This is a genomic window from Methylobacterium sp. DB0501 (genome assembly GCF_011043735.1).
In the GTDB taxonomy this organism is placed as follows: domain Bacteria; phylum Pseudomonadota; class Alphaproteobacteria; order Rhizobiales; family Beijerinckiaceae; genus Methylobacterium; species Methylobacterium alsaeris.
On the sequence record NZ_JAAKGV010000016.1, the window covers coordinates 153,529 to 178,791 of the forward strand.

At 70.8% G+C, this 25,263-nt stretch carries 25 protein-coding genes; 6 read left to right on the top strand and 19 right to left on the bottom strand.

The annotated features are described in order from the left end of the window. Nucleotide 1 precedes the first annotated feature (1 nt). From G4G93_RS22675 to G4G93_RS22685, 3 genes are all read right to left on the bottom strand, one after another. Nucleotides 2-1,006: an ABC transporter substrate-binding protein gene (locus tag G4G93_RS22675; RefSeq protein WP_165087387.1), complete on the bottom strand. Its 1,005-nt coding sequence runs from the start codon at nucleotides 1,004-1,006 to the stop codon at nucleotides 2-4. A gap of 124 nt (nucleotides 1,007-1,130) precedes the next feature. Continuing rightward, nucleotides 1,131-1,916, bottom strand: a complete 786-nt coding sequence (locus G4G93_RS22680) for an ABC transporter permease (RefSeq protein ID WP_165087388.1) — start codon at nucleotides 1,914-1,916, stop codon at nucleotides 1,131-1,133. A gap of 22 nt (nucleotides 1,917-1,938) precedes the next feature. Then, complete coding sequence (locus G4G93_RS22685) at nucleotides 1,939-2,769, bottom strand: ABC transporter ATP-binding protein (RefSeq protein WP_246736958.1); 831 nt, start codon at nucleotides 2,767-2,769, stop codon at nucleotides 1,939-1,941. A gap of 386 nt (nucleotides 2,770-3,155) precedes the next feature. Here G4G93_RS22685 and G4G93_RS22690 point away from each other — a divergent pair, with 386 nt between their 5' ends. Next, on the top strand, nucleotides 3,156-3,638 hold the full coding sequence (locus G4G93_RS22690; RefSeq protein WP_246736952.1) for an MmcB family DNA repair protein: 483 nt from the start codon (nucleotides 3,156-3,158) through the stop codon (nucleotides 3,636-3,638). A gap of 126 nt (nucleotides 3,639-3,764) precedes the next feature. Here the strand turns inward: G4G93_RS22690 and G4G93_RS22695 are convergent, their stop codons facing one another. Beyond that, nucleotides 3,765-4,460, bottom strand: coding sequence for a PilZ domain-containing protein (locus tag G4G93_RS22695; protein WP_246736953.1), 696 nt, complete (start codon nucleotides 4,458-4,460; stop codon nucleotides 3,765-3,767). A 115-nt stretch (nucleotides 4,461-4,575) separates the two neighbouring features. Next, nucleotides 4,576-5,178 carry a PAS domain-containing protein gene (locus tag G4G93_RS22700; protein WP_165087394.1) on the bottom strand — a complete coding sequence of 201 codons (603 nt, stop codon included), beginning with the start codon at nucleotides 5,176-5,178 and terminating at the stop codon, nucleotides 4,576-4,578. A gap of 473 nt (nucleotides 5,179-5,651) precedes the next feature. Between G4G93_RS22700 and G4G93_RS22705 the strand changes: the two genes are divergently transcribed. Both G4G93_RS22705 and G4G93_RS22710 read left to right on the top strand, forming a co-directional pair. Then, nucleotides 5,652-6,470, top strand: coding sequence for a rhomboid family intramembrane serine protease (locus tag G4G93_RS22705; RefSeq protein ID WP_165087395.1), 819 nt, complete (start codon nucleotides 5,652-5,654; stop codon nucleotides 6,468-6,470). 129 nt (nucleotides 6,471-6,599) lie between these two features. Next, nucleotides 6,600-7,031, top strand: coding sequence for a CBS domain-containing protein (locus tag G4G93_RS22710; protein ID WP_165087396.1), 432 nt, complete (start codon nucleotides 6,600-6,602; stop codon nucleotides 7,029-7,031). 201 nt (nucleotides 7,032-7,232) lie between these two features. Here the strand turns inward: G4G93_RS22710 and G4G93_RS22715 are convergent, their stop codons facing one another. The 4 genes from G4G93_RS22715 to G4G93_RS22730 form a co-directional block, all read right to left on the bottom strand. Further along, nucleotides 7,233-8,285: a patatin-like phospholipase family protein gene (locus G4G93_RS22715; RefSeq protein ID WP_165087397.1), complete on the bottom strand. Its 1,053-nt coding sequence runs from the start codon at nucleotides 8,283-8,285 to the stop codon at nucleotides 7,233-7,235. A 138-nt stretch (nucleotides 8,286-8,423) separates the two neighbouring features. Next, the gene (locus tag G4G93_RS22720) at nucleotides 8,424-9,233 is read right to left on the bottom strand and encodes an FkbM family methyltransferase (protein ID WP_165087399.1); all 810 of its coding nucleotides are present in this window, start codon (nucleotides 9,231-9,233) and stop codon (nucleotides 8,424-8,426) included. Nucleotides 9,234-9,348: 115 nt separating this feature from the next. Next, nucleotides 9,349-9,543, bottom strand: coding sequence for a hypothetical protein (locus tag G4G93_RS22725; RefSeq protein WP_165087400.1), 195 nt, complete (start codon nucleotides 9,541-9,543; stop codon nucleotides 9,349-9,351). A gap of 395 nt (nucleotides 9,544-9,938) precedes the next feature. Continuing rightward, on the bottom strand, nucleotides 9,939-10,430 hold the full coding sequence (locus G4G93_RS22730; protein ID WP_165087401.1) for an Lrp/AsnC family transcriptional regulator: 492 nt from the start codon (nucleotides 10,428-10,430) through the stop codon (nucleotides 9,939-9,941). 133 nt (nucleotides 10,431-10,563) lie between these two features. On the opposite strand from G4G93_RS22730, the gene hppD reads away from it, so the two are divergent. After that, the gene (gene hppD, locus G4G93_RS22735) at nucleotides 10,564-11,682 is read left to right on the top strand and encodes a 4-hydroxyphenylpyruvate dioxygenase (RefSeq protein WP_165087403.1); all 1,119 of its coding nucleotides are present in this window, start codon (nucleotides 10,564-10,566) and stop codon (nucleotides 11,680-11,682) included. A 331-nt stretch (nucleotides 11,683-12,013) separates the two neighbouring features. On the opposite strand, the gene G4G93_RS22740 is transcribed toward hppD, so the two are convergent. The 5 genes from G4G93_RS22740 to G4G93_RS22760 form a co-directional block, all read right to left on the bottom strand. Then, the gene (locus tag G4G93_RS22740; protein ID WP_165087405.1) at nucleotides 12,014-12,325 is read right to left on the bottom strand and encodes a DUF1330 domain-containing protein; all 312 of its coding nucleotides are present in this window, start codon (nucleotides 12,323-12,325) and stop codon (nucleotides 12,014-12,016) included. 29 nt (nucleotides 12,326-12,354) lie between these two features. Then, the gene (gene pyrF, locus G4G93_RS22745) at nucleotides 12,355-13,065 is read right to left on the bottom strand and encodes an orotidine-5'-phosphate decarboxylase (protein WP_165087407.1); all 711 of its coding nucleotides are present in this window, start codon (nucleotides 13,063-13,065) and stop codon (nucleotides 12,355-12,357) included. Nucleotides 13,066-13,236: 171 nt separating this feature from the next. Continuing rightward, complete coding sequence (locus tag G4G93_RS22750) at nucleotides 13,237-13,929, bottom strand: uracil-DNA glycosylase family protein (protein ID WP_165087409.1); 693 nt, start codon at nucleotides 13,927-13,929, stop codon at nucleotides 13,237-13,239. Between the two features lie 40 nt (nucleotides 13,930-13,969). Beyond that, on the bottom strand, nucleotides 13,970-16,174 hold the full coding sequence (locus tag G4G93_RS22755) for a xanthine dehydrogenase family protein molybdopterin-binding subunit (protein ID WP_165087410.1): 2,205 nt from the start codon (nucleotides 16,172-16,174) through the stop codon (nucleotides 13,970-13,972). Nucleotides 16,175-16,187: 13 nt separating this feature from the next. Then, entirely contained in the window at nucleotides 16,188-16,670 is a 483-nt protein-coding gene (locus G4G93_RS22760; protein WP_312892218.1) for a (2Fe-2S)-binding protein, read from the bottom strand. A gap of 231 nt (nucleotides 16,671-16,901) precedes the next feature. Between G4G93_RS22760 and G4G93_RS22765 the strand changes: the two genes are divergently transcribed. Next, entirely contained in the window at nucleotides 16,902-18,437 is a 1,536-nt protein-coding gene (locus G4G93_RS22765; RefSeq protein WP_165087414.1) for a sensor histidine kinase KdpD, read from the top strand. A gap of 114 nt (nucleotides 18,438-18,551) precedes the next feature. Here the strand turns inward: G4G93_RS22765 and G4G93_RS22770 are convergent, their stop codons facing one another. The 3 genes from G4G93_RS22770 to G4G93_RS22780 form a co-directional block, all read right to left on the bottom strand. Continuing rightward, nucleotides 18,552-19,769, bottom strand: a complete 1,218-nt coding sequence (locus G4G93_RS22770) for a sensor histidine kinase (protein ID WP_165087416.1) — start codon at nucleotides 19,767-19,769, stop codon at nucleotides 18,552-18,554. A gap of 173 nt (nucleotides 19,770-19,942) precedes the next feature. After that, on the bottom strand, nucleotides 19,943-20,803 hold the full coding sequence (locus G4G93_RS22775) for a phosphoribulokinase (RefSeq protein WP_165087418.1): 861 nt from the start codon (nucleotides 20,801-20,803) through the stop codon (nucleotides 19,943-19,945). Between the two features lie 2 nt (nucleotides 20,804-20,805). After that, the gene (locus G4G93_RS22780; RefSeq protein ID WP_165087420.1) at nucleotides 20,806-21,633 is read right to left on the bottom strand and encodes a fructose-bisphosphatase; all 828 of its coding nucleotides are present in this window, start codon (nucleotides 21,631-21,633) and stop codon (nucleotides 20,806-20,808) included. Nucleotides 21,634-21,879: 246 nt separating this feature from the next. On the opposite strand from G4G93_RS22780, the gene G4G93_RS22785 reads away from it, so the two are divergent. Continuing rightward, nucleotides 21,880-22,806, top strand: a complete 927-nt coding sequence (locus G4G93_RS22785; protein WP_165087474.1) for a LysR family transcriptional regulator — start codon at nucleotides 21,880-21,882, stop codon at nucleotides 22,804-22,806. 211 nt (nucleotides 22,807-23,017) lie between these two features. Here G4G93_RS22785 and G4G93_RS22790 read toward each other — a convergent pair whose 3' ends face one another. After that, nucleotides 23,018-24,157: an HD domain-containing phosphohydrolase gene (locus tag G4G93_RS22790; protein WP_165087422.1), complete on the bottom strand. Its 1,140-nt coding sequence runs from the start codon at nucleotides 24,155-24,157 to the stop codon at nucleotides 23,018-23,020. A 682-nt stretch (nucleotides 24,158-24,839) separates the two neighbouring features. Continuing rightward, the gene (locus G4G93_RS22795; protein ID WP_206289957.1) at nucleotides 24,840-25,172 is read right to left on the bottom strand and encodes a hypothetical protein; all 333 of its coding nucleotides are present in this window, start codon (nucleotides 25,170-25,172) and stop codon (nucleotides 24,840-24,842) included. Between the last annotated feature and the right edge of the window lie 91 nt (nucleotides 25,173-25,263).

Consider the following 25,263-nt stretch of genomic DNA (forward strand, 5'->3'; position numbering starts at 1 on the left):
TTCAACCCATCGCCCGCTTGACGAACCGGTCCTCGACGGTCTGCGCCAGGTCGATCTTGGCGCCCTGCAGCTCGGGATCGAGGGTGCGCACCAGCTCCAGCACGCTCGCCATGCCCTCCTGGGTCGGGATCCCGGTGCGGGAATAGCTCTCGAGCGAGTTCTTCACCGCCTGCACGTAGAGCGGCTTGTCGCCGAAATGGTAGGCCGGCGGCACCGTGTCGGCGATCTCCTCGGGCGAGGCGGCGACGATCCACTTCAGCGACTTGACGAAGGCGTTGACGACCTTCTGGGTCGCGGCGGCGTGGTGCTCGATCCAGTCCTGCTTGGTGTAGACCACCGCGGCCGGGTTCGGCCCGCCGAACAGGGCCCGGGTGCCGGCCTCGGTGCGGGTGTCGATGATGACCTGAATGTCGCCGTCGGCCTCGAGCTTGGCGATCACCGGATCGAGATGGGAGATCGCGTCGATCTCGCCCTTCTTCATCGCCGCGATGGCGCCGGCCCCGCCGCCGACCCCGATCAAGGCCGCGTCGCTGGCCTTCAGCCCGGCCTTGATCATCGCGTATTGCGCGGTCAGCGAGGTCGAGGAGCCCGGCGCCGTGACGCCGATCTTGCGGCCCTTGAGGTCGGCGGCCGTCTTCACCGTGCCGGCGAGGTCCTTGCGCACCCCGATCACGATCGCCGGGAAGCGGCCGAGCTCGCACACGGCGCGCACGTCCTGACCCTTGGCCTGCATCCGGATCGTGTGCTCGTAGGCCCCCGTCACCACGTCGACCGAGCCGCCGATCAGCGCCTGGAGCGAGCGGGCGCCGCCGCCGAAATCGTTGATCTCGGCCTCGATCCCCTCCTCCTTGAAGAAGCCCTTCCTCTCGGCGATCGTCAGCGGCAGGTAGTAGAGGAGCGGCTTGCCGCCGACGCCGATGCGGACCTTCACGGTGTCGGCCTCGGCGGGAGCCGCCGGCGCGAGAGCCAGGGCGGCGGCGCCGGCGAGGAAGCTGCGGCGTTGCATTTCGGAAATCCTCCCCAAAGCATTTTCCGACGAAGTGGATACCGGTTCGTCGAAGGAAATGCGGCAAAATCAGATGCCGAGAGCACTGTCCGGTTGCGGCGCGACCAGGCAGTGCTCCCGTCTCTCAGTTCTGGCCGCCGGCTTGCGGCCGCCAGACCAGGAGGCGGTTCTCGATCAGGGTGACGATCGTGTCGATCACGATGACGAACACGGTCAGGATCAGCATCCCGGCGAAGACCCCGGTGACGTCGAACACGCTCTCGGCCTCGTGGATCTTGTAGCCGAGGCCGGCCGACGAGCCGAGATACTCGCCCACCACCGCGCCCACCAGGGCGAAGCCGACCGCGGTGTGGAGCGAGGAGAACATCCAGGTCAGCGCCGAGGGCCAGTAGACGTGGCGCAGCAGGCCCCGCTCGCTCATGCCGAGCATCCGGGCGTTGTTCAGCACCACCGGACTCACCTCGCGCACGCCCTGGTAGACGTTGAAGAACACGATGAAGAACACCAGGGTGAAGCCGAGCGCCACCTTCGACCAGATGCCGAGGCCGAACCACAGGGCGAAGATCGGCGCCAGCACCACCCGGGGCAGGGCGTTCGCCGCCTTGATGTAGGGGTCGAACACGGCCGCCAGCAGCGCGTTGCGGGCGAACAGGAACCCGAAGGCGATGCCGCCCGCCGCGCCGAAGACGAAGGCCAGCACCGTCTCCTGCAGGGTGATCCACAGGTGGCCCCAGATCTCCGGGTTCGTCATCTCCATCCAGGTGCGCTTGAGCACCTCGACCGGGGTCGAGAAGAAGAACTGGATCTGCTTGGGCGCGCCGAGAATGGGATAGACGGTGAGCACGTGCCAGATCGCGAAGCCGACGAGGCCGACGAGGATCTGCAGGGCGAGGAGGCCGAGGCGGTTCACGGGACAGGTCTCTGAAGGGACATCACGCCGGGCCGCCGGCATAGGCGCGGGAGACCTCGACCCGCAGGCACGACCAGATCTCCTTGTAGAGGGCGTGGAATTGCGGCTCGAGGCGGATCTCGCTGATGTCGCGCGGGCGCGCCAGATCGACCTTGAACTCGCCGACGATTCGGGCGGCCGGGCCGGCGGAGAGCACCACCACCCGGTCGGCGAGAGCGATCGCCTCCTCCAGGTCGTGGGTGACGAACATCACCGCCTTGCGGTTGGCCGCCCACAAGTCGAGGAGCAGGTTGCCCATGATCTGCCGGGTCTGCGCGTCGAGCGGCCCGAACGGCTCGTCCATCAGCAGGATCTCGGGATCGCGGATCAGCATCTGGGCGAGGGCCACGCGCTTGCGCTGGCCGCCCGAGAGCATGTGCGGATAGCGGTCGACGAAGGCGGTGAGCCCGACCCGGGCCAGCCACTCGCGGGCCCGCGCGAGCGCGTCCGAGCGCGGCACCCGCTGCGGCTCCAGCGCCACCGCGACGTTGTCGAGCGCCGTCTTCCACGGCATCAGGGCGTCGGCCTGGAAGAGGTAGCCGGCCCGCGCGTTGAGGCCCGACAGCGCGGACGAGAACACCGTGACCGAGCCGGAGGCGGGCTTGAGCAGGCCGGCGGCGGCGTTCAGCAGCGTCGACTTGCCCGAGCCGGTCGGCCCGACCACCGCCACGAACTCGCCCGGCATCACCCCGAGGTCGATGTTCTCGACCGCGACGTAGCGCTTGGCCCCCTTGAGGCTGAAGGCGATGCTGACGCCGTCGAGACGCACCGCGGCGTCGTCGTGGGCGAGCGCCGTGCCGCCGACGAGGCGCATGCCGGCCCGTCCCGTTTTTCGTCCCTCGGCGGCGTGCTGCCCCACCATGCCGTCGCTCCCTCCCGCCCCATTCCTGGCCGTCTCGCGCGGCCCCGGGGCGGCGACCATCGGCGAGCGGGCGCGTGAGATCAACCGCTACGTCCGTCGCGCCACCCGGTTTCGCTGCGCATGGGTTTTCCCGGGGCATGGGTCCTCGCGGGGCATGGGTTCTCCCGGGTATGGGTCCTCCCTGGGGGCCATGGGGCCGTCCCGGGGATCCTGAAGGTCCGGCGGGGCCGCGCGGCCTGCGACATGGGCCGCAGGTGACAACGAGGGCCGAAGCTGGTCCGATGGCGTTCCCGATTCGGTCTCCTTGGCAACCTCCCGATCAGCGTTCCTCCACAGCCTTGTCCGCCGCCCTCGCCCTCTCGCTCCCCGTCGACCGCCGCCAATCGCCGACCGCGCTCAGCGTGCAGCGGGGCGTGCGGCGCCTGTTCGCCGAACTGGGGCACGTCACGATCCCGGAATTCACCCTGGCCAACGGCCGGCGCGCCGACCTCATCGCGCTGGGGATGTGCGGCAAGCTGACGATCATCGAGATCAAGTCGAGCGTCGCCGACTTCCGCGCCGACCGGAAATGGCCTGATTACCGCGACTTCTGCGACCGCTTCTACTTCGCGGTGCCGCCGGAGCTGCCGGTGGAGATCCTGCCCGAGGACACCGGCCTGATCGTCGCCGACGCCTTCGGGGCCGAGATCCTGCGCGGCCCGCCCGAGCATCCCCTGGCCGGCGCCCGCCGCAAGGCCGTGACCCTGCGCTTCGCCCACGCGGCCGCGGGCCTGCTCCACGCGCTGGCGGATCCGGGGTCGATCCGGGAAGGGGCGCTGTAGCGGCCCGTCGGAAGCGGAGTCCCGTTGACGCTGACGGTGGTCGAACCCTCGGCGTCGTCCGGACCGGGCGCGGATCGGTGCCCAAGCCCGGTCTGCGCGGCCGACAAGGAATCGACAGCAACCGCCCTACAGCACCAGGTTCTCGTCGAACCGGTCCGGCGACAGCGGCAGGCGGAACTCCACCGCGACGCCGCCCTTGAACTGGCGCACCACCCGGGCGGGGGTGCGGCCGACCGTCAGGCTGGTCTCAAGCGGCAACTCGATCTCGCAGGACACCGCGGCGCCCGACAGCGAGATGTCGACGATGCGGGCGGCGATCTCGCGCCCGCCGTCGAGGCGCAGGGTGGTCAGGGCCTGGCGCGGCACCACGCGCTCGTGCCGGCGGTCCTCCGGCAGGCCGAGCACCGCGCGGTTGGCGAGCCAGGTCAGCTGCGAGGCGATCTTGTCGCGCTTGCGGGTCGTGGCGCTGATCGCCACCGCGAAGCCGTCCGGCAGGAGCCGGGCGATGGTGCCCTCGATCCGCCCGACATGTTCGAGATAGATCACGGTGCGCTCGCCGACCTCGCCGCCGACCGCGCAGGTCAGGCGTACCCCGCCGGGGGACATGTCGACGGTCTGGCAGGGATATTCCTGACGGTCGGAGAGCATGTAGCGGCCCAGCAGGGCCACCGCCACGCGGCGATGCCGGCGCTGCTCGGTCGCCGCCTTCAGGGCGAGGGGGCGCAGGCTCGACAGGACGGACCGGCCCGTGCCGCCGCCCGCCGGATTGCCCACCAGGCCACCCGCGATACCGCCCGCCATGCTGCCCAGGACGCTCGCCATGATCCCGACCCTCCCGGTGCGGCCCGGGCCGCGCGGACGATCCTGCACCGGAACGGTTAAGGAAACGCGGAGGTTGCGGGCGGCGCCGTCAGGCCGACCATCGCGGGCGGTGCCGTCAGGCCCGCCCGCCGTGGTGGACCACGAAGCGCTTGCGGCGTGCGAGGCCCGGCTCGTCGTTGGCCGCCGGCGGGGGCGCCGCGAGCGGGGCCGGGGCGGCGTTGGCCTCGGGGGTGAGGATGCGCAGGGACACCGTGCGCAGGGCCACGATCGGGCGCAGGCCGAGCCAGGTCGGGATCACCGACGGCGACAGCGAGCCGATCACCCGGGCCTGGGTCTTGCCGCGGTGGCGCAGGGGCAGGAGCAGCAATTCGAGATCGAGGGTCTCGCCGGCTTCCGTCACCCCGACGAGGCCGACCACCACGCCGGTCGTCTCCTGGATCACCACCTCGATCAGCCGCCACGGATCGGCCGCCGGGGCCTCGCCCCACAGGCCGGCGAAGGCGTGGCCGCGCAGTTCCGCGCCGAACAGCGCGCAGAGCCGGGTGCCGGCGAGGCGGACCGTGGCGGCCTGGTCCGGCGCGTCGATCTCGAGGATCAGGCTGTCGGCCAGGACGTGGCGGATCTCCCCGGGCTCGATCTCGCCCCGCTCCGGCGCGGCGCGGGCGCCGCGCAGGCCGTTCCAGTAGGCGTGGAGCATGCGGCTGGTCGGGTGCTTCATGGCGTTTCGGTCTGGTACGGGATCGGGGCGGGCGGTCCAAGGGGCCGCCGACACCTGTCCCGGATCGGGACGAAGGCCGGCTGCACTGATTCGGTTCAGCAGACCGTATGCCGAACGGCCGAGCCGCGAGAGCGCAAGGTTTTATTAGGGTTAATGGACCATCAATGTTGCGTTTCTCCCACACCCGCGCGATTGTCGCGGACGACAGGGATTTCGGGCTGGCTGGGGTCGCGGAGGCGCCCTAAGCCGGCCTGCGTGAAAAGGGGTGAGGGCCGGGTCCGGCCCGCGTCGTCACGGTCCTGACGGCGTCCTGTGCCCGGCCCCGCAATGGGCCGGGCGCGATCACCCTCTTGCGGGGAGGGCGGCAACGCTCTCCCCTTTTTTTCGTCCGCCGACCTGTTTCCTCGCGATGCGGCCCACCCGCGGCGCCGGCCTCCCTTGCGGTCGGCCCCGCGTCCCCGCAATGGTGCCGCATGGACGCCACTCCCGACCTCCCGCGACCGCCGCGCGTGCCGGTCTTCAACATGCCCGCCGTGGTCACCGCCTCGGTCGGGATCCTGGTGCTGATCCACGCCGTGCGGCAGGTGCTGCCCGACGTCTGGGACATCACCCTCCTCCTCGACCTCGCGCTGGTGCCGGCACGCTGGACACTCGCCCTCGATCCCGGCCGGGCCGCCGACGTGCTGCGGGCGGCCGCCGCCTCGGAGGGCGGTGCCCTCGAGGTCGAGGCGCGCAAGGCCTTCGCCGCCTACCTGGTGGCCGATCCGGGGGCGATGCCCTGGACCTTCGTGTCGTACGCGCTGCTGCACGGCTCCTGGGCCCACGTGCTCCTCAACAGCGTGTGGCTGGCGGCCTTCGGCACGCCGGTGGCGCGGCGCTGCGGCGCCTGGCGCTACGGGGTGATCGCCCTCGTCTCGACGGCGGCGGGCGGCCTGCTCCACGTCCTCATCGATCCCCTGAGCACCGTGCCCTTGATCGGCGCCTCGGCCGGCGTGTCGGGCCTGATGGCGGCGGCGGTGCGCTTCGCCTTCCAGCCGGTCGAGGCCGCAGGCATCGCCGCATTGCCGTGGCAGCGCCCGGTGCCGACCCGGCTCCAGACCATCCCGGAGCTGATGCGCAACCGCTCGGCCGTGGTGTTCCTGGTCATCTGGTTCGTCACCAACCTGCTGTTCGGCCTCGTCGCCCTGCCGCTCGGCCTGACCGACTCGGCGGTCGCCTGGGACGCGCATCTCGGCGGTTTCGTCGTCGGTTTCCTGATGCTTCCCCTGGTCGAGCGGCTCGGACGACGCTGAGTCCCGCCGGGAATGACGCCTTTCGACTTCCGGGGTGCTTGCGCCGTCCGGCGGGCGGTCACACACTCGACCTCCAAACGAGCGTCCGCCCGGACCGCGAGGCCGGGGGGCCCGAGCAGGGAGGTGTTGATGACCGTTGCGCGCATCCTGTCGCAGAAGGGCCGCACCGTGGTGACCGTGCAGCCCCACCGCACGCTGGCGGAAGCGGCTGCCCTCCTGACCGAGAAGGGCATCGGCGCCCTGGTGGTGAGCGATGCCGGCCAGAGCGTCCTCGGCATGCTGTCGGAGCGCGACATCATCCGGGCGGTGGTCCGCGGCGGCGGCGCCGCGCTCGAAGGCCCGGTCTCCCGGCACATGACCGCCAAGGTGGTCTGCTGCAGCCGCGCCACCGCCGTCGACGAGGTGATGGAGCTGATGACCGACGGGCGCTTCCGCCACGTCCCGGTGGTCGAGGACGGCCGCCTCGTCGGCCTCGTCTCGATCGGCGACGTGGTCAAGCACCGCATCGAATCGGTCGAGGCCGAGCACCGGGCGCTGCGGGAATACATCGCGACGGCGTGACGGGCCTTCTCCATTCGAGCCCGATCCGAGCCTCGCACCCTCGACCTCGTCCGGAGGGGCCCACGAAATGGGCCTCGCAGGAAGGGGCCAGGGGTCTCGGTGGTTTCGGGGAGCCTCCGAGGTCAATCGATCCATGATCGACCGACGCCTCAGGACGAGGTCGAGGATCGCGGGAGGGCACCCTGTCGGGCGGCCCGCGCCTCACACCGGCGTCACCGCCGCCGCGATCATCTCGTGGATCTCCGGCAGCAGGCGCCGCGTGGCCTGCCGGCCGAGTTCGATGCACTCCTCGGCGCGGTGGAACTCGAACAAGCCCATCTGGGCGAGCTTCGGGTTGATCATCACGTCGGGCGGGTCGCCGGCGAGCCGCGAGCGCGAGATCCGGTCCTGGGTGATGTTGAAGGCGTCGACCATCACGCTGGCGATGCCGCTCGGCGCGCCGGCCTCGGGCCGCGGCTTCGGTTTGGTGCGCCGGCCGCCGATCAGCGGCCAGCGCCGCGGCTCGTCCGGCATCGCCCCGGCGGCTTCGGCGGCGGCCTCCATCACCGCGTCGGCCCCTTCCGCCCCGTGCGACTGGATCACCGTGCCGCGCACCCGCATGTCGCCGTTGAGGTTCACGCACAGGACCACGTCGGCGCCCAGCGCCCGGGCCGCCGTGACCGGCACCGGGTTGACCAGCGCCCCGTCCATCAGCCAGCGCCCGGCGATCTTGACCGGATCGAAGATGCCCGGCAGCGCATAGGACGCCCGCACCGCCTCGACGAGGCCGCCGCGGGTGAGCCAGATCTCGTGGCCGGTGCCGAGCTCGGTCGCCACCGCCGCGAAGGTCAGCGGCAGATCCTCGATGCGGGCGGCGCCGAGGTCGCGCTCCAGGAGCCGCCGCAGCCGCTCGCCGGCGATGAGCCCCGAACCGCTGATGTGGAAGTCGAGCAGGCCCATCACCCGGCGCTTGGTCAGCGACAGGGCGAAGTCCCGCAATTCGCCGAGCTTGCCGGCGGCGTGGCACGCGCCGACCGCGGCGCCGATCGAGCAGCCCGCCACCACGTCGATGGGGATGCCGGACTCCTGCAGCACCTCGATCGCCCCGATATGGGACCAGCCCCGGGCGGCGCCGCCGCCGAGCGCCAGGCCGACCTTGGCCCGCCGCGGCCGCTCGGGCTCGCGCAAGGGGGGAGCACCCGCGGCACCCAGCACGCCGTCCGCTGAGCGCCGCACGGGCGCGCCGGAGAAGAGTGCGATGCCGTCCCACATCATGGCGCCTGACCTCTGCCGGGACTGTCCCGGTTCCGAGTGTGGCCTGGATCCATCAAGCGTTCGTCAACGGCGGAGGTTGCATCACACAAGCCGGGGGGCGCAAAATCCTCGGCGAGGGGCGGCGGGCCCGGGCGTCGTTCAGCGGTTGGGGACGACGTTGAGAAGCTCGCAGGCGAAATTCAGGTTCGCGCGGGTCTTCTCGTCCTGCTGCGCCGCCCAGGCCCGTGATTTCGTGAAGATGGCTTCGACCTCGACCAGGTCCATCTGGAAATGGTGGTCGCCATTGAGGTCGGCGCTGCGATCGTTCGCGATCCGTCTCAGAACGAGATCGTATCCTTTCAGGTATTCGATAATGTCAGACAGCAGCTTCTGATCTTTGTAAATCGGATAAAGATGGGACTCCAGAGTGATGCCCAATGTGTGCTGCAGCAATCCCCCGAAGCCCTGCAGGACTTGGTGCTCGAACCCCTGCACGTCGATCTTCAGGATGTGGGGAAGGGGGAGCTGCTCACGGTAGTAGAGCGTGTCGTAGCGACTGCAGACGAGCGGTGTCGCGCATTTGAACGCGAAATGCTCGACCAGGTTCTCGTACTGGTCGAGAACCTCATGATTGACCGGCAGCATCGACGAGCAGAATGGGTTGACGGTTTCCTGGAAGGTGAACTCACCGTCCCGATGGGCCAGGGCCGTGCCGATGACGCGGTAGTTTTTCCCGTTGTCGCTCAGCGCGCGAAGCCGCGCGGACTCCTCGGCTTCCGGCTCGACGAGAACCTGGATAAGCCGATCCTTGTGGCTCGCAACCACAGGAGAGATTCCGCCACGTGCCCCGATATCGATGAATCCAAGACGATCGTCTTGTGTTGTGCGCGAGACGTCGCTTTTCAGGAAGGGATTTTTGACGCTGATGCGCAATGTCGTCTGATTCCCACGGCTGAACAACAGAGTCATTACCGATCATAGCCAGAATTGGCAATGCCGGGTTGCCCCGGTCGCCGCCGGCGTGATGTCGGGGATGGAGCGGCCGCGTTCTGCGGAGCCCTCGCCATCGCAGCCCGGCGGCGCGTCAAGCCGATTTGAACACGAGGCCCTGCTCGGACCACGGCAGGCGGATCACCCGGCTGCCCTTCGATTCGATGTAGCGGTCGAACGCCCAGGGCGGGGCACCGAGATGGCCGTAATTGTCGAGCAGCAGCGGCGCTCCGGGGCTGAGATGATTCCAGATATAGTCGAGGGCGACCGGCTGGGGCCCGAGATCCATGGCGACATTGCGGGGTCGCGTCACCCTCGCCGGAGACGAATGGGAGCGACCGGCGCCGGGACGATGCATCGTATCGCCTCGATGAGCAGGCCGACATCGATCACGACATCGACGGAAGCGGCCATGACCGGGACCGACCGTTGGCTTGCGACCGGGATCGACGCCGGCATCGGCCTGCCCGTCCCTCCATCGCCAGGACACGGTCCGTGAAGAAGGCACCGATACGTCGCAGAACATGCTGCAACAGCAAAGACCTGAACAGATTTCGCGGAAGGGGTTGCCGGTCTTGCGACAAAGATCTGCGACAAAACAGGAGTCTAGGCGGACGAGGCGTCGGCCTGCCGACGCAAGCCTGCCGAGAGCCACGTGTCATTGCGGCGCGATCCGGCGACGGCTCAGCCGGACGTCGGCCCCCGCGGCAACGGCAGGGGGGCGGCCTCCTTCAGCGTGTCGAGCACCACCGAGGAATGGACATGGGCGACGCTCTCATGCGGCAGGAGCACGTCGTTGACCACCGACGAGAGCGCCTTCAGGTCGGGGACGATCAGCTTCAGCAGGTAGTCGCTGTCGCCGGTCATGACATGGGCCTCCAGCACGCAGTCGAGGCCGCGGACCAGCTCGGCGAAGCGGCGGGCATTGTCGCGGGTATGGGTGGCGAGCGCCACCTTGGTGAACACAGTGACGGTGAGGCCGAGCGGCCCCGGCGCCAGCTCCGCCCGGTAGCCCCGCACGACGCCGCGCTCCTCCAGCCGCAGGCGCCGGCGCGAGCACTGGCTGGCCGAGAGGTGGACCCGCTCGGCGAGGTCCTGGTTGCCGAGCCGGCCATCCTCCTGCAGAGCCGCGAGGATCTTCAGGTCGAACCCGTCGAGGGTGAGAGAATCGGTCATCGCGGGCGGTGATCGTGCACGGTTCGTGCGTGCGGGGCGGCACGGCGCCCGGATTTCGCACGCCCCGCGCGCGCCGTCCATGCTCTGATGGCGCCGACGAACCCGATCCCACGCACGCGAGGAGCACGCATCCATGGGCCCCTATCCGCACGACGCCCCGGCCGCCGAGATCACCGCCGCCAACCCGATGGGCACGGACGGGTTCGAGTTCGTGGAATACGCCCATCCGGCGCCCGAGGCCCTGCACGACCTGTTCCGGGCGATGGGCTTCGCGCCGGTGGCACGCCACCGCACCAAAGCGATCACCGTCTACCGCCAGGGCGACGTGAACTACCTCGTCAACGAGGAATCCGGCAGCCACGGCCACCGTTTCGTCGCCGCCCACGGGCCCTGCGCCCCGTCGATGGCGTTCCGGGTGGTCGATGCGAAAGCCGCCTACGCGCGGGCGATCTCGCTCGGCGCCGAGCCGGCCGACCCGGCGGACGGGGACAAGACCCTCGACGTGCCGGCGATCAAGGGCATCGGCGGCTCGCTTCTCTACTTCGTCGAGACATACGGCCGCAAAGGCTCGCCCTACGAGGCCGAGTTCGAGTGGCTGGGCCCACGCGACCCGAAGCCGGAGGGCCTGGGGCTCTACTACCTCGACCACCTGACCCACAACGTGCATCGCGGCCGGATGGGCGTCTGGGCCGGGTTCTACGAGCGCATCTTCAACTTCCGCCAGATCCGCTACTTCGACATCGCCGGCAAGCAGACCGGCCTGTTCTCCAAGGCCCTGACGTCGCCGGACGGCAAGATCCGCATCCCGATCAACGAATCGGCCGACGAGAAGAGCCAGATCGAGGAATACCTGCACGCCTATAACGGCGAGGGGATCCAGCACATCGCCTGCGGCTGCCGCGACATCTACGCGACGATCGAGGCCCTGCGGGCGGGCGGCGTCGCCTTCATGCCCTCGCCGCCCTCCGTCTATTACCGCCGCGTCGACCGGCGCCTGCCCGGCCACGGCGAGCCGCTGGAGCGGATGGAGCGGAACGGCATCCTGATCGACGGCGAGGGCGTGGTCGAGGGCGGGATGACCAAGATCCTGCTGCAGCTGTTCTCCGCCAACGCGATCGGGCCGATCTTCTTCGAGTTCATCCAGCGGAAAGGCGACGACGGCTTCGGCGAGGGCAACTTCAAGGCCCTGTTCGAGTCGATCGAGGAGGACCAGATCCGCCGCGGCGTGCTGGCGGCGGATACGGCGGCCTGAGGGCCTGTGCGGGGCGGTTCGAGCGGCCTCTCACCTCGGCATCCCCTGGCTGACGCGTGCTCGAAAGCCTCACCCTTTTCCGGACGACTGCAGCGATGGCGGAAGGAGGTCCGGAATCCAGCACAAGGAGCCGCGAAGCGTCTCTGTGTCTGCAACGGTGCAGCAGACTGAGTCGCTTCGCGATACGGCCCCCCTGGATCCCGGATCTCCTTCCGCTGACGCTCCAGTCGTCCGGGACAGGGGAGCTTGCGACGAACCTGGCGCCAGCCGGCAATCCAGGCCGCGGCCGAGAACCCGAAAGACGGCAGAAGGTTTCGGCGCCGCCGGCGCCTCACCCTTCCCCGGGCTGCGCCCCGTCATAGCCCTCGATCACGATCAGATCGATCTCGGCGCCGCCCTCCTGCTTGGCGCGGGCGGCCTGGTACTCGGGCGAGTGCCAGCAGGCGAGCGCCTGGTCGTAGCTCGGGAACTCGATCACGACGTTGCGGGCGCGGCTCGACCCGCTCACCGCCTCGAAGGTGCCGCCGCGCACCAGGAAGCGCCCGCCGAACTTGGCGAAGGCGGCGCCGTTGGCCGCGACGTAGTTCTTGTAGGCCTCGGGCTTCGAGACATCGACGCGCCCGACCCAGTATCCCTTCGCCATGCGGCTCCTCCCGTGTTGTCGCGCTGGTTCTAGAGCGCCGCCGCCATCTCGTCGACGATGCGCCGGGCCACGTCCCGCGGGTCGGCGGCGCCGGTGATGGGGCGGCCGACCACGACGTGATCGACGCCGGCGCGCATCGCCTCGGCCGGGGTCACGACCCGCTTCTGGTCGCCGATCTCGGCGCCGGCCGGGCGGATGCCCGGGGTGACGATCAGCCGGTCGGGCCCGAGGATCGCCCGCACCTGCGCGGCCTCCGCCGCCGAGCAGACGATGCCGTCGATCCCGATCGCCTTGGCGGCGGCGGCCCGCACGGCGACGAGGTCGGCCACCGTCAGGGCGTAGCCGGCCTCGCGCGCATCGGCGTCGTCGTAGGAGGTCAGCACCGTGACGCCCAGAATCTTCAGGCCGGTCCCTGCCTTGTCGCGCCCGCTCGCCGCCGCCCGCATGGTCTGCGGATAGGCGTGCACCGTCAGGAAGGTGGCGCCGATCCCGGCCAGCGACTGCACGCCCTCCTCGACGGTGTTGCCGATGTCGTGGAGCTTGAGGTCGAGGAAGACCTTGTGCCCGCCCCGGACCAGCCGCTCGGCGAGGGCCAGGCCGCCGGCATAGCCGAGGCGGTAGCCGATCTTGTAGAAGCTCGCGGCGTCGCCGATCCGCGCGATCAGGCGCTCGGCCTCGTCGGCGCTCGCCATGTCGAGGGCGACGATCAGGCGGTCGCGGGGGTCGATGGGCTCGGGCACGGGACGCTCCATGCGTGAAATGCGTACGCTCCCTTCGGGGGAGCGGGGCCGGGAATCAAGCCCGGCTCGCCACACTCGCCCCATCACAATCCCGGGCTCTGCTGCGCGGCCCCGGGACGACCCCGGGCCGTGGACATGTCGGCGGCCATCCTGCGGACGGGGATCGATCGATTACCGCCCGACCTCCCGAGCCATCCGCCCCACCTCCTCCCGCAAGACCGGCAGCAGCTCCGCCTCGAACCACGGATGCTTCCTCAGCCACGGCGTGTTGCGCCAGGACGGGTGCGGCAGCGGCAGCAGGCGCGGCCGTTGCGGCTCGGAGACGATCTCGCGCCAGCGTGCCACCGTGCCGGTGAGGCCGCCGGGCTGGCGGCCGAGATGCCAGTTCTGCGCGTATTGCCCGATCAGCAGGATCAGTTCGAGGTCCGGCAGCCCGGCCAGCAGCGGCGCCCGCCAGGCTTCGGCGCATTCGCGCCGCGGCGGCAGGTCGCCGCCCTTGGCATCGTGGCCGGGAAAGCAGGCGCCCATCGGCACGATCGCGATCAGGTCGGGATCGTAGAAGGCCGGCTCGTCGAGGCCGAGCCATTCGCGCAGGCGCTTGCCCGAGGGGTCCTGGAACGGCACCCCGCTCCGGAACGCCCGGTTGCCCGGGGCCTGGCTGGCGATGCAGATCCGGGCCCGCGACGTGCCCTGGACGATCGGCCGCGGCTCGACGGGGAGGGGAGGGCCGTGGATCGGCGCGTCGCGGCAGAGCCGGCAGGCGCGCACCCGCGCGGCGGTCTCGGCGAAGTCCGGGGCGGATGAAAAAAGGGCGCGGCTCTCGCCGCACCCTGAAGTCGTCTCGGGTCCAAAACTGGAAGTCATGCCCTCCATATAGGGCGGGGGGTGAGGCTGGGGTGCGCGATCACACGCCGCGGAGCGCCGTGAGGTCGAGGGGGAGCGAGCGCAGGCGCTGGCCCGTGGCGGCAAACACCGCGTTCGAGATCGCCGGGCCCAGCACCGGCACGCCGGGCTCGCCGATGCCGGTCGGGGCGGCGGCGGAGGGCACGATGTGGACCTCGACCTTCGGCATCTCGCTCATCCGGGTCGGCTCGTAGGCGTCGAAGTTCTTCTCCTGCACCTCGCCGTCCTTGAACGTGATCTTGTTGCGCAGGACCGCCGAGAGCGCGAAGCCGACCGCCCCCTCGACCTGGGCCCGGATGACGTCCGGGTTCACCGCCACGCCGACATCGACCGCCGCGACGATGCGGTTCACCTTCACCTTGCCGGCCTCCGCCGTCACGTCGGCCACCATCGCCACGTAGGAGCCGAAGGATTCATGCGCGGCGACGCCGTAGCCCCGTCCCGGCTTCGTCTCGCGGGCGCTCCAGCCCGCCTTCTCGGCGGCGAGCGTCAGGGCGGCGGAGAGCCGCGGCGCCTGGCGGAGGAGACCGAGGCGGTAGGCCACCGGGTCCTGGCCGGCGGCATGCGCCAGCTCGTCGATGAACACCTCCATCGCCTGCGCGGTGTGCGAATGCCCGACCGAGCGCCACCACAGGACCGGCACGCCCTCGCGGGCATTGTGGACCTCGAACCGGTAGGCCGGCAGGGAATAGGGCGTGTCGGCCGCGCCCTCGACGGTGGTCGCGTCGACCCCGTCCTTCACCATCATCGCCTCGAGGGGCGTGCCGATGATGATCGACTTGCCGACGATCGTGTGCTCCCAGCCGGTGATCGCCCCCTTGGCGTCGAGGCCGGCGCGGATGCGGTGATAGGCGGCCGGGCGGTAATAGCCGCCGGTGATGTCGTCCTCGCGGGTCCAGACGAGGTGGATCGGGGCCTTCTCGCCGGTGGCCTTCAGGATCGCGGCGGCCTCGGCGATGTAGTCGGCCGAGGCGGTGGCGCGCCGGCCGAACGAGCCGCCGGCCCACAGGGTGGTGATGCGGACCTTGTCGGCGGTGGTGCCGAGGATGCCGGCGGCGACCGCCTGCTCGATGGTCTGGAACTGCGAGCCGGCATGGATGTCGTAGGAGCCGTCCGCCGCCCGCTCGATCGTGGCGTTCAACGGCTCCATCGGCGCATGCGCCAGGTAGGGGAAGGAGAACTCCGCCTCCAGCACCTTGGCGGCGCCCGCGATGGCGCCGGCCGCGTCGCCGCGCTTCGAGGCGACGAGGCCCGGCTTGCCGGCCATCGCCTTGTAGGCGGCCTGTTGCGACTCGGTCGATTGCCGCTCGGCGCCGGCATCGTCCCAGGTCAGTTTCAGGGCCTCCCGGCCCTTCATCGCCGACCAGGTGTCCAGGGCCACCACCGCGACGCCGCTCGGGATGCGCACGACCTGCACGACACCCGGCACGGCCTTGGCGGCGGCGTCGTCGACGCTCTTCAGGGTGGCGCCGAAGCGGGGCGCGCGGGCGACGAGCGCCGTGAGCTGGTTCGGCCGGCGCACGTCGAGGGCGTATTGCGCGCTGCCGTCGGTCTTGGCGTCGGAATCGAGCCGCTTCAGCCGGGTGCCGATCAGCCGGAAGGCCGACGGATCCTTCAGCGTCGGGTTCTCGGGAATGCTCTGGACCGCCGCCTTGGCCGCCAGCGCGCCGAACCGGCTCTCCTTGCCGCTGGCATGGCGCAGCACGCCTTTCTCGACGGTGATCTCGCCGGCCGGCACCTTCCAGTCCTGGGCCGCGGCCGCGACCAGCATCGCGCGGGCGGCCGCCCCCGCCTTGCGCAGCTGGATCCAGGAATTCGCCACCGCGGTCGAGCCGCCGGTGCCCTGGATCGGCCCGAAGGCGAGGTTGTTGTAGAGGCTGGCATCGGCGGGGGCGAAGACCGCGCGCATCTGCGCCCAGTCGGCGTCGAGCTCTTCCGCCACGATGGTGGCCAGCCCCGTCGTGTTGCCTTGGCCCATGTCGAGGTGCTTGATCACCACCGTCACGGTGTCGTCGGCGGCGATGCGCACGAAGGCGTTCGGCTTGGCCGGAGCCTTGGACAGGTCGGGGCCGCCCGCAGCCCGCGCCCCTCTCGGGTCGAGGGTGAGGCCGATCACCAGGGCGCCGCCGGCGGCGGCGGTGCCGCGCAGGAAGGCGCGGCGGGAGGAGACGCCGGCGTCGCGCGTCTTGAATCTGTGGTTCAGCATGGCGGCGTCCCGGTCAGGCGAGGGAGCGGGCGGCGTCGTGGATCGCCGCGCGGATGCGCTGGTAGGTGCCGCAGCGGCAGACATTGCCATCCATGGCGGTGTCGATGTCGGCGTCGCTCGGCGTCTTGTTCTCGGTGAGGAGGCCGATCGCCGACATCATCTGCCCCGACTGGCAATAGCCGCACTGCACCACGTCGAGACTGCGCCAAGCATTCCGCACCGCCTCGGCCACCGGGCCCGAAATCCCCTCGATCGTGGTGATCTTCGCCTCGCCGACATCGCCGAGCCGGGTCTGGCACGCGCGCACCGGCTGCCCGTCGAGATGGACCGTGCAGGCGCCGCACTGGGCGATGCCGCAGCCGTACTTGGTGCCAGTGAGGTTGAGGTGATCGCGGATCGCCCAGAGCAGCGGCATCTCGGGATCGGCCTCGACCTCGTAGGTCCGGCCGTTGAGGGTGAGCTTCGTCATCGTGCGCTTCCGACGAGTGACTGGAATGGTTCCAGCCCGACAGGTGTCGGCCGCTCCTGCACCCTCGGCAAGCGGGGCCGATGTGCGCTGGCGCACCCGGTCTTGCCTGCCGCTGCGGCAGGGCGGGACGGGAGCAGAGGGCGGGGGATCGGTGGCATTCGCGGGGTTCCGGCAGGGGGGCCTTAACGAATTTCAACGAACGTCTCCCCGACCGGCCTGCGGTCTGCGGCGGTGAGGGAGCGGTACGACCCGATCGCGATGTCCGAAGTCACGGCGCAAATGGTGCAGCGCGGGCGCGGCCCGACGGCGGAGGAAGCGGCCCGGCGGCGCAAGGTCGCCCGGGACGTGCGCTCGGCCCGTGAGCGGCTGACCTCCTCGATCGGCCTCGAGCGCGCCTTCGACTACGAGCTGCTGCGCGTCTACGCCCAGTACCGGCTCGGCGCCTTCTTCCCGCTGGTCCTGCTGGCCTGCTGCATCGCCACGGCCTCGGTGTTCTGGGCGCCGTCCCTGCTGAGCGGAGCCTGGTGCGCCGGCGTGCTCGTCGCGATCGCCGGCAACACCGCCCTGTCCCGCTCGCTGCTGCGCCAGGATCCGGACGCGATCTCGCTGCGGGTTTCGCGCCGGCGGGTGATCCTCGGCGAATTGGTGCAGAGCGTCGCCTGGGCCCTGCTCGCCTTGATGCTGGTCAAGGTCGATGCCGCGAATGCCCGCACCTTCGTGATGTTCGTGCTCGTCATCGTGGCGGCCGTGACCACGATGCTCGCCGCCACGGTGCCGCTTGCGGCCTATGCGGGCCTCCTGCCGCTCAGCGCCGCCACCGCGGCCTTGCTGCTCCTGTCGCGCGAGGGGGAATCGGTCCTGCTCGTCGCCATGGCGGTCTGCGCGCAGATGTTCTTCCTGTTCCTGTCGAACCACCTGCACGCCTCGACGGTCTCTGCGCTGCAGTCGCGGGCCGAGAAGGACGCGATCTTCGGCGAGCTGGAACAGGCCAAGGCCAATTCCGACGAGGCGCGCCGGCGCGCCGAGGAGGCCAACCTCGCCAAGTCCCGCTTCCTCGCCACGATGAGCCACGAGCTGCGCACGCCGCTCAACGCCATCCTGGGCTTCTCGGAGGTGATGAAGAACGAGGTGTTCGGTCCCCATTCCTCGGCCTCCTACCAGGAATATTCGACCGACATCCACGACAGCGGCCTGCACCTGCTCAACCTGATCAACGAGATCCTGGACCTCTCGCGCATCGAGGCCGGGCGCTACGAGCTGAACGAGGAGGCCCTGCAACTCGCCTACGTGGTCGAGGAGGGCCGGCACATGATGGGCCTGCGGGCGCGGGCCAAGAACCAGACCTTCCGCGAGCTGATCGACCCCACCCTGCCGCGCCTCTGGGCCGACGAGCGGGCCCTGCGCCAGATCGTGCTCAACGTGCTGTCGAACGCCGTGAAGTTCACGCCGCCGGGCGGCGAGATCACCATCAAGGTCGGCTGGACCTCGTCCGGCGGCCAGTATGTCAGCGTGAAGGATACCGGGCCGGGCATCCCCGAGGACGAGATCCCGACCGTGATGTCGTCCTTCGGCCGCGGCTCGCTGGCGATCAAGACCGCCGAGCAGGGGTCTGGGTTGGGTCTCCCGATCGTCAAGGGCCTGGTCGACCTGCATGGCGGCGGCTTCCAGCTGAAGTCGCGCCCGCGGGAGGGTACGGAGGTGATCGTCACCTTCCCGGCGACCCGGGTGATGGACGCCCTGCCGCCGGTGGCCGAGGAGAGCGCGGCCCCGGCGCGGCCGGTCCGGGCAGCATAACCCCGATGCGAGCGTCGCCTCGCGCGGACCGTCCAAGTCGATCGGCGCGGGAGCGTGTGAGTGCCGTGCTCGCGGTTCCGGCCGCGGACGATCACCCGCGCGCCGGGAAGGCCGTCACACCAGTGGAATATCCAGCACGAACTGCGCCCCGGATCCGCCGCGCTCGATGCTGAGCCGCCCGTCGAGCTGGCGGATCAGGCTGGCGATGATCTTGAGGCCGAGCGAGCGCTGGCGCATCGAGACGTCGAAGCCCGGCGGCAGGCCGATGCCGTCGTCGTGGACGGTCAGGCGCAGGCCCTCGTGCCGCACCGACAGGGCGACCCGCACCGGCCCGGGGTCCTGCGGATAGGCGTGCTTGACCGCGTTGGTCACCAGCTCGGTGACCACGAGCCCGATCGGGATCGCCTGGTCGGCGCTGATCACCTTCGGGTCGGCCTGGCAGGAGAGGCGATGGCCCGGCGCCTGCTCCTGGAGCTTGGCCACCAGCTCGCGCAGGAAATCCGCCAGGTCGACCATGCCGAGCTGGTGGATGCCGCGCCAGAGATGGTCGTGCACCTCGGCCACGGTGGCGATGCGGGCGCCGGCATCCTCGAGGGCGTGGCGCACCTCGTCGGACTGGGCGTCGCGGGCCTGGAGCCGCAGCAGGCCCGCCACCACGCCGAGGCTGTTCTTCACCCGGTGGCTCATCTCCCGGGTCAGCTGGACCTGGTGGTCGAGGGCGTCGCGCAGGCGGGCATCGCCCTGGTGGCGCTCGACCGCGATGCCGATCAGGCCGGCGAAGCCGGCGAGGAATTCCTGGTCGGCGCGGTCGAAGCCGTGCCCCTCCCGGCCCCAGGCCTCGAGCACGCCGTAGGCGCGCCGGCTCTCGTCGCCCAGCGCGATCGGGACGTTGACCGCGTGGCAGATGTCGGCGGTGGCCAGCCCCTGCGGCAGGTGGAGGCGCGCGCCCTCCTGCTCGGTCCCGCCGGCCCCGGATCCGACGGCGATGCCGTTGGCGAGCACGCCGGCGCCGGTGCGGAAGGCGTAGGAGGCCGGCGTCGCCTCGTCCCCGGCCGTCACGTCGGTCCCGACGAGGTCGGCGCGCAGGCCGGCGCAGGCGCGGATGACGAAGGCGTGGTCGGGGGCGCGGTATTCCAGCACCTGGCAGGAGGCGGCGCTCAGGGCCTCCGCGCACAGCTCGCTCGCGCGCTGGAGCAACGCGTCGAGGTCGCGGGTCTGCAGCGCCATCCGGGCGAAGGCGCCCATCAGAGCCTGCTGGCGCAGCCGGTACGGCAGCTCCGCCCGGCCGCTTCCGGCATCGAACGCCTCACGGATCGACCCGTCACTCGCCATGGTCACTCGCCACGCACCGGGATTCTCGACATGGGGATGCGTTCCCCAGAGTGCCCTCCCCCGAGGCACGTCGGATGGCCGGACTCTTACGCCATCCTGCCGCGAGCACAAGCCGGGAACGCGGGCGCGTTGTGGGCCGGCGGGGAAGTCCCGTGGGAGCGCCCGGCCCGCCGCTACAGCAGCCGGCGCCGGTGCTCGACGAGGCGCAGGATCATCGGGGTCAGGATCAGCTGCATCGCGAGGTCGAGCTTGCCGCCGGGGATCACCACAGAGTTCGCCCGCGACATGAAGCTGCCGGCGATCATCGAGATCAGGTAGGGGAAGTCGATCCCGCGCGGGTCGCGGAAGCGGATCACCACCATCGATTCGTCGGCGGTCGGGATCCAGCGGGCGACGAACGGGTTCGAGGTATCGACCGTCGGGATGCGCTGGAAGTTGATGTCGGTGTTGGTGAATTGCGGGCAGATGGTGGTGACGTAGTCGGGCATCCGGCGCAGGATCACGTCGGTCACCGCCTCGGTCGAGTAGCCGCGGGTGGCCTTGTCGCGGTGGAGCTTCTGGATCCACTCGAGGTTGATCACCGGCACCACGCCGATCTTGAGGTCGGCATGGGCGGCGATGTCGACCCGCTCGTTGGTGAGCGCCCCGTGCAGGCCCTCGTAGAACAGCAGCTCCGAGCCTTCGGGAAACTCCTCCCAGGGCGTGAAGGTGCCGGGCTCGGCGCCGAGCCGCGCGGCGTCCTCGGCATCGTGGACGTAGTGCCGGGTGCGGCCGCGCCCCGAGGCGCCGTACTCGCGAAAGACCGCCTCGAGCTCGGGCAGGAGGTTCGCCCGCTCGCCGAAATGGCTCAAGGTCGGCTCCCGCGCCTCCGCCTCGCGCATCGCCGCCCGGTCGAGGGCGTGGAAGGCGTCGCCCTCGATGAACGCCGCCTCGACGCCCTCACGGCGGAAGATCTGCTCGAAGGTGTTGCGCACCGAGGTGGTGCCGGACCCCGACGACCCGGTCACCGACACGATGGGGTGGCGTGCCGACACCGTCAGGTCCGCAGGAGCCCGCGGGCGGCGAAGAGCGGCGAACGGTCGGCATCGGGACGGGCGAGGCTCGCGACCTCCCGGGCGGTGCCGAAGGCGAGGGCGGTGCCCTGGTGCAGGGATGCGGCGGGGATGTCGAGGATCGCCCGCCCGCGCCCGTCCGTGGCGGCACCGCCGGCGGCCTCGACCGCCAGCGCGACCGGGGCCGCCGCGTGGACGAGCCGGACCTCGCCCGCGTCCCGGCGCCGCTGCAGCCCGCCGCGGACGAGCACGCCCTGGGCGGCGGCCGCCAGCGAGGCGCGGCCGGCCTCCGCGGCGGGGCGGGACCCCGCTTCCGGCACGCGAAGCGTCGTCGGCGCCCGGAAGGTGCCGCTCTGCGGGTCGAGGAGCCGCGTGGTCGTCGCCGTGCCGTCGGTCATGGTCAGGAAGGTGCGCGGGCCGTAGGTGACGAAGCCCGCCGCCACCTGGCTCCGGCCGGGGGCGAGGAAGGCGGAGCGCGGGTCCGATCCGGCGGGCCGCAGGGAGAACAGCGTGCCGGCCGGCATCCCGCTGTCGAGGTCGCCCGCGCCCTCGAGCGGGGAGAGGGCCAGCACGAGGGCGGCCCCGGGCATCCGCGGCTCCGGCGCCGCTCCGTCGTCCCAGGCGATCGCCGCCAGCTCGGCCTCCCGCAGGGCCTCGGCGAAGATCCGGCGGGCGGCGGCCACCGGGTCGCCGGGCGTTCCTGCGACCATGGCCGCGGTCTCGGCGGCGGCGGTCGCGAGGGCGGCGAGGACCGGGGCGAGATCCGGGTGCCGCCGCGGCGGCCTCGCGTCGATGAGGGCACTCAGAAGCATGGTGCGATCCCCCGAGGATGTCCGCCGTGCCGGGCTTGCCTGCCGTGCCGGGCTTGCCGTGCCGGACTTGCCCGTCGATGGCCGTTCGTGGCTTACCCGTCCGTGTCGGTGCGGGTTCAGATTAGCGTCCGGGGGCGGTGGCCGTCATCCTGTCCCGAAGTACGGGATGCGCCGGCGCCGGCCGCGATGTCGGATCGGCGTCCCACCGACGATCGAGGGCCCGAGGGGCGGATGGCGCAGGACCGGATTCGCAACCTCTCGCTCAAGCAGCTCCACGCCGTCGCGGCGATCGCGCGGCTCGGCACCATGACCCGGGCGGCGCAGGAGCTGAGCGTCACCCCGGCGGCCCTCACCGCGCGGATCAAGGGACTGGAGGACGAGATCGGCCTCCTGCTGTTCGACCGCACCCATGCCGGCCTGAAGCCCACCGATGCCGGCCGCGAGCTGATCTGGGCGATCGACAGCATCGGCTCGGTGCTGGAGACCTGCACCGAGCGGTTGCGGACCCTGCGCGGCGGCCAGGGCGGCCGGGTCGCCCTCGGCGTGGTCTCGACCGCGAAGTACTTCGCGCCGCGGATCGTCGGCGGCTTCGCGACCGCCCATCCGGGCGTCGAGATCGACCTCGTGGTCGGCAACCGCGGCGCCACCGTCGAGGCCCTGCGCGACTACCGCATCGACCTGGCGTTGATGGGCCGCCCGCCGCGGGACTTCGCCATCGCCGCCGAATCGTTCGGGCCGCATCCGCTCGTGGTCATCGCCGCCCCCGACCACCGCTTCGCCGGGCGGCGCGGCCTGACCCGGGAGGAACTGGCCGAGGAGCCGTTCCTCGTGCGCGAATACGGCTCGGGCACCCGCACGGTGTTCGAGGAATTCATGACCGGCCTGCTGATCCGGCGTGCCCGCATCGGCATCGACAGCGGTTCGAACGAGACCATCAAGCAGACCGTGATGGCGGGCCTCGGCATCGCGCTGATCTCCGGCCACACCGTCGCGTCGGAGCTGGCGGATGGCCGCCTCGTGCTCCTCGACGTCGAGGGCATGCCGATCCGCCGCGACTGGTTCGTGGTCCGGCGGGCCGACAAGGTGCTGAGCCCGGCCGGGACGGCTTTGTGGGATTTCCTGCTGGGGGAGGGCGCCGCCTGGCTGCCGGCCCTGCCGACACCCACGGGCTGAGCAGATTTCGCAGAAATGGTCGCCGGTTTTGCGACAAAAATCTCAGACAAAACAAGAGTTCGAGTGGAGGAGGCGTTGGCCCGCCGACGCAAGCCTGCCGAGAGCGTTTCCCGAGGAAGCGGATGCCGGCTGGTCGAGGGACGATGCAGCAAGGTCAAGGATTGGGAGCGCTGTCCGATTGCGGCGCGATCCGGCGGCGCTCCAGGCGGGGTCAGGCCGCCTCGTCGTGCCGCGCGCGGGGCGCGGCGGCGTCCGGCACCTCCCGGGGCAGGGTCGGCACCCGGGCCCAGGGCTCGATCCGGAACGGGATGTCGCGCAGACGTCCCGACGCATTGGCGCTGACCGCCAGGATCTCGTCCCAGCGCGACAGGAAGGCGGCGACGCAGGCCGGATCGAAGTGGCGGCCGCTCTCGGCCTCGATGCAGGCCCGCGCCTCGTCGAGCGGCATCGCCGCCTTGTAGGGCCGCTGGGTGGTCAGCGCGTCGAACACGTCGGCGACGGCGACGATGCGCGCCGCGAGCGGGATCGCCGTGCCGGACAGGCCGTGGGGGTAGCCGCCGCCGTCCCAGCGCTCGTGATGCGCTTCGGCGATCTCCGCCGCCAGCCCGATCAGCGCGCAGGTGCTGCCGCCCAGGATGCGCTTCCCGATCGCCGCATGGGTGCGGATCAGCGCGAATTCCTCCTCGTCGAGGCGGCCGGGCTTCAGCAGCACCCCGTCGGGGATCGCCACCTTGCCGACGTCGTGGAGGGGGGCGGCCAGGTAGACGCGGCGGCACAGATCCGCGTCGAGGCCCAGGGCCTCGGCCATGATCTGGCTGTAGCGGGCGACGCGCCAGGTGTGGTCGCCGGTGTCGTTGTCCCGGTACTCCACCGCCAGCGACAGGCGGAAGATGATCTCGGCCTCGCGCTCGCGGAGGGTGCGCACCGCCTTCTCGATCTCGCCTGCGAGCCAGGAGGCCTGATCGTCGAGCCGCCGCACGGCGCCGGCGAGCCGCACCAGATTGCGCAGCCGCACCTTCAGCTCGATGCGGCCGACGCGCTTGTCGACGAAGTCGGTCGCCCCGGCATCGAGGGCCGCGAGCCGGACCCGGTCGCTCACCTCGCTGGTGATCATCACGATCGGCACCTGGGCGTAGTGCTCGATGCCGCGCAGCTGGCGGATGACCGCGATCCCGTCCATGTCGGGCATGTTGTAATCGACCAGGACGAGGTCGAAGGCACGCATCCGCGCCTCGTCCAGCGCCGCCAGCGGGTTCTCGAAGATCGCGGCCGTCGCCTGGCCGTCATGCTCCACCAATCGCTTCAGCCGGGTCAGGACCGTCCGGCTGTCATCGATGACGAGGATGTCCATCCGTCCTTCTCCCGCGGCGCACGACGTTCGGCCTTGGGCCGATACCCGCGGCATGGAGAGCCGAGAGCTCCCCCGAGCTCGAAACCAGGATGTGGTTTGCTCACCGGCCGATCCTGGATTTTCGGACTTAACTGTGAGTAAACAGCGGTCCGGAAGGGCAGGGCGCACGGTCAGAATTCCCGCACTGCGACCATTGGGCCTCGCCGGGATGGTTTTCAGTGCCGGCAGCGTCCGGTCAAATCGGAGATGGTGTGGTCAGGCTCGAACAGCATGGCGAGCGAAATCGATCGAGGTCCGCGATCGTGGTACAGCGATGCTTGCATGCCCGATCGACTTCACTGCACCCGCAGTCTTCGTCACGGTCGTGGCATCGTCGGCCCGCCGCCGCGAGACCTTCGACGCCGTTACTGCCGTGGAGTTCTCGGATTTGCGAGATCCGAGACGATGTCCGGACACCGCCTCGCAAACCCGCGACGGCGGAGCTTTGCTCCGCACGCCTGAGCGAAACCGAAATCCGCATCGCCGAAACTACTGCGTAGCCATCGCCGAGCGACCGGTCGCCGGACGAGGCGCAGGGCTCACTCCGCTCGTGTGGGCGCGCAGAGCCCCGTGCTGGCTTGTTCCGGACGCTCGTCGTCGCCCGCGGTCGGGCGCCGCTCCGGGCTGGAGGTGCAAGTCCGGGCTAGAAGTAGAAGCGCGGGCCGTAGATCCGGCGATAGTGCGGCCGGTAATAGGGCCGATAGTACCGACGGTAATACGGGCGATAGGCGCGCCGGTAATACGGCCGGTAGGAGTAGCGGCGATAGGGCCGATAGCCGTAATACCGCCGGTAGGGCCGGTACCGGTAGTAGCGGCGATAGTAATAGGCCTTGTCGACCAGGGGCGCGGCGGTGCCGACGCCGGCCGCGACGGCGCCGGCGGTCGGCAGGGCGGCGGCGGAGCTGCGGCTGGTGCCGAGCCCGATCCCGGCGACGAGCAGGGTCAGCACCAGGCTGATCCATCGAAGGGCGCGCATGCGTTCGATCTCCCTCGGGCGTCCCGGCACTCCCTGCCGTCGCCTCGGCTGCGGCTTGATGATACGGCTCGCTCCCGCCGGACGTCGCGTC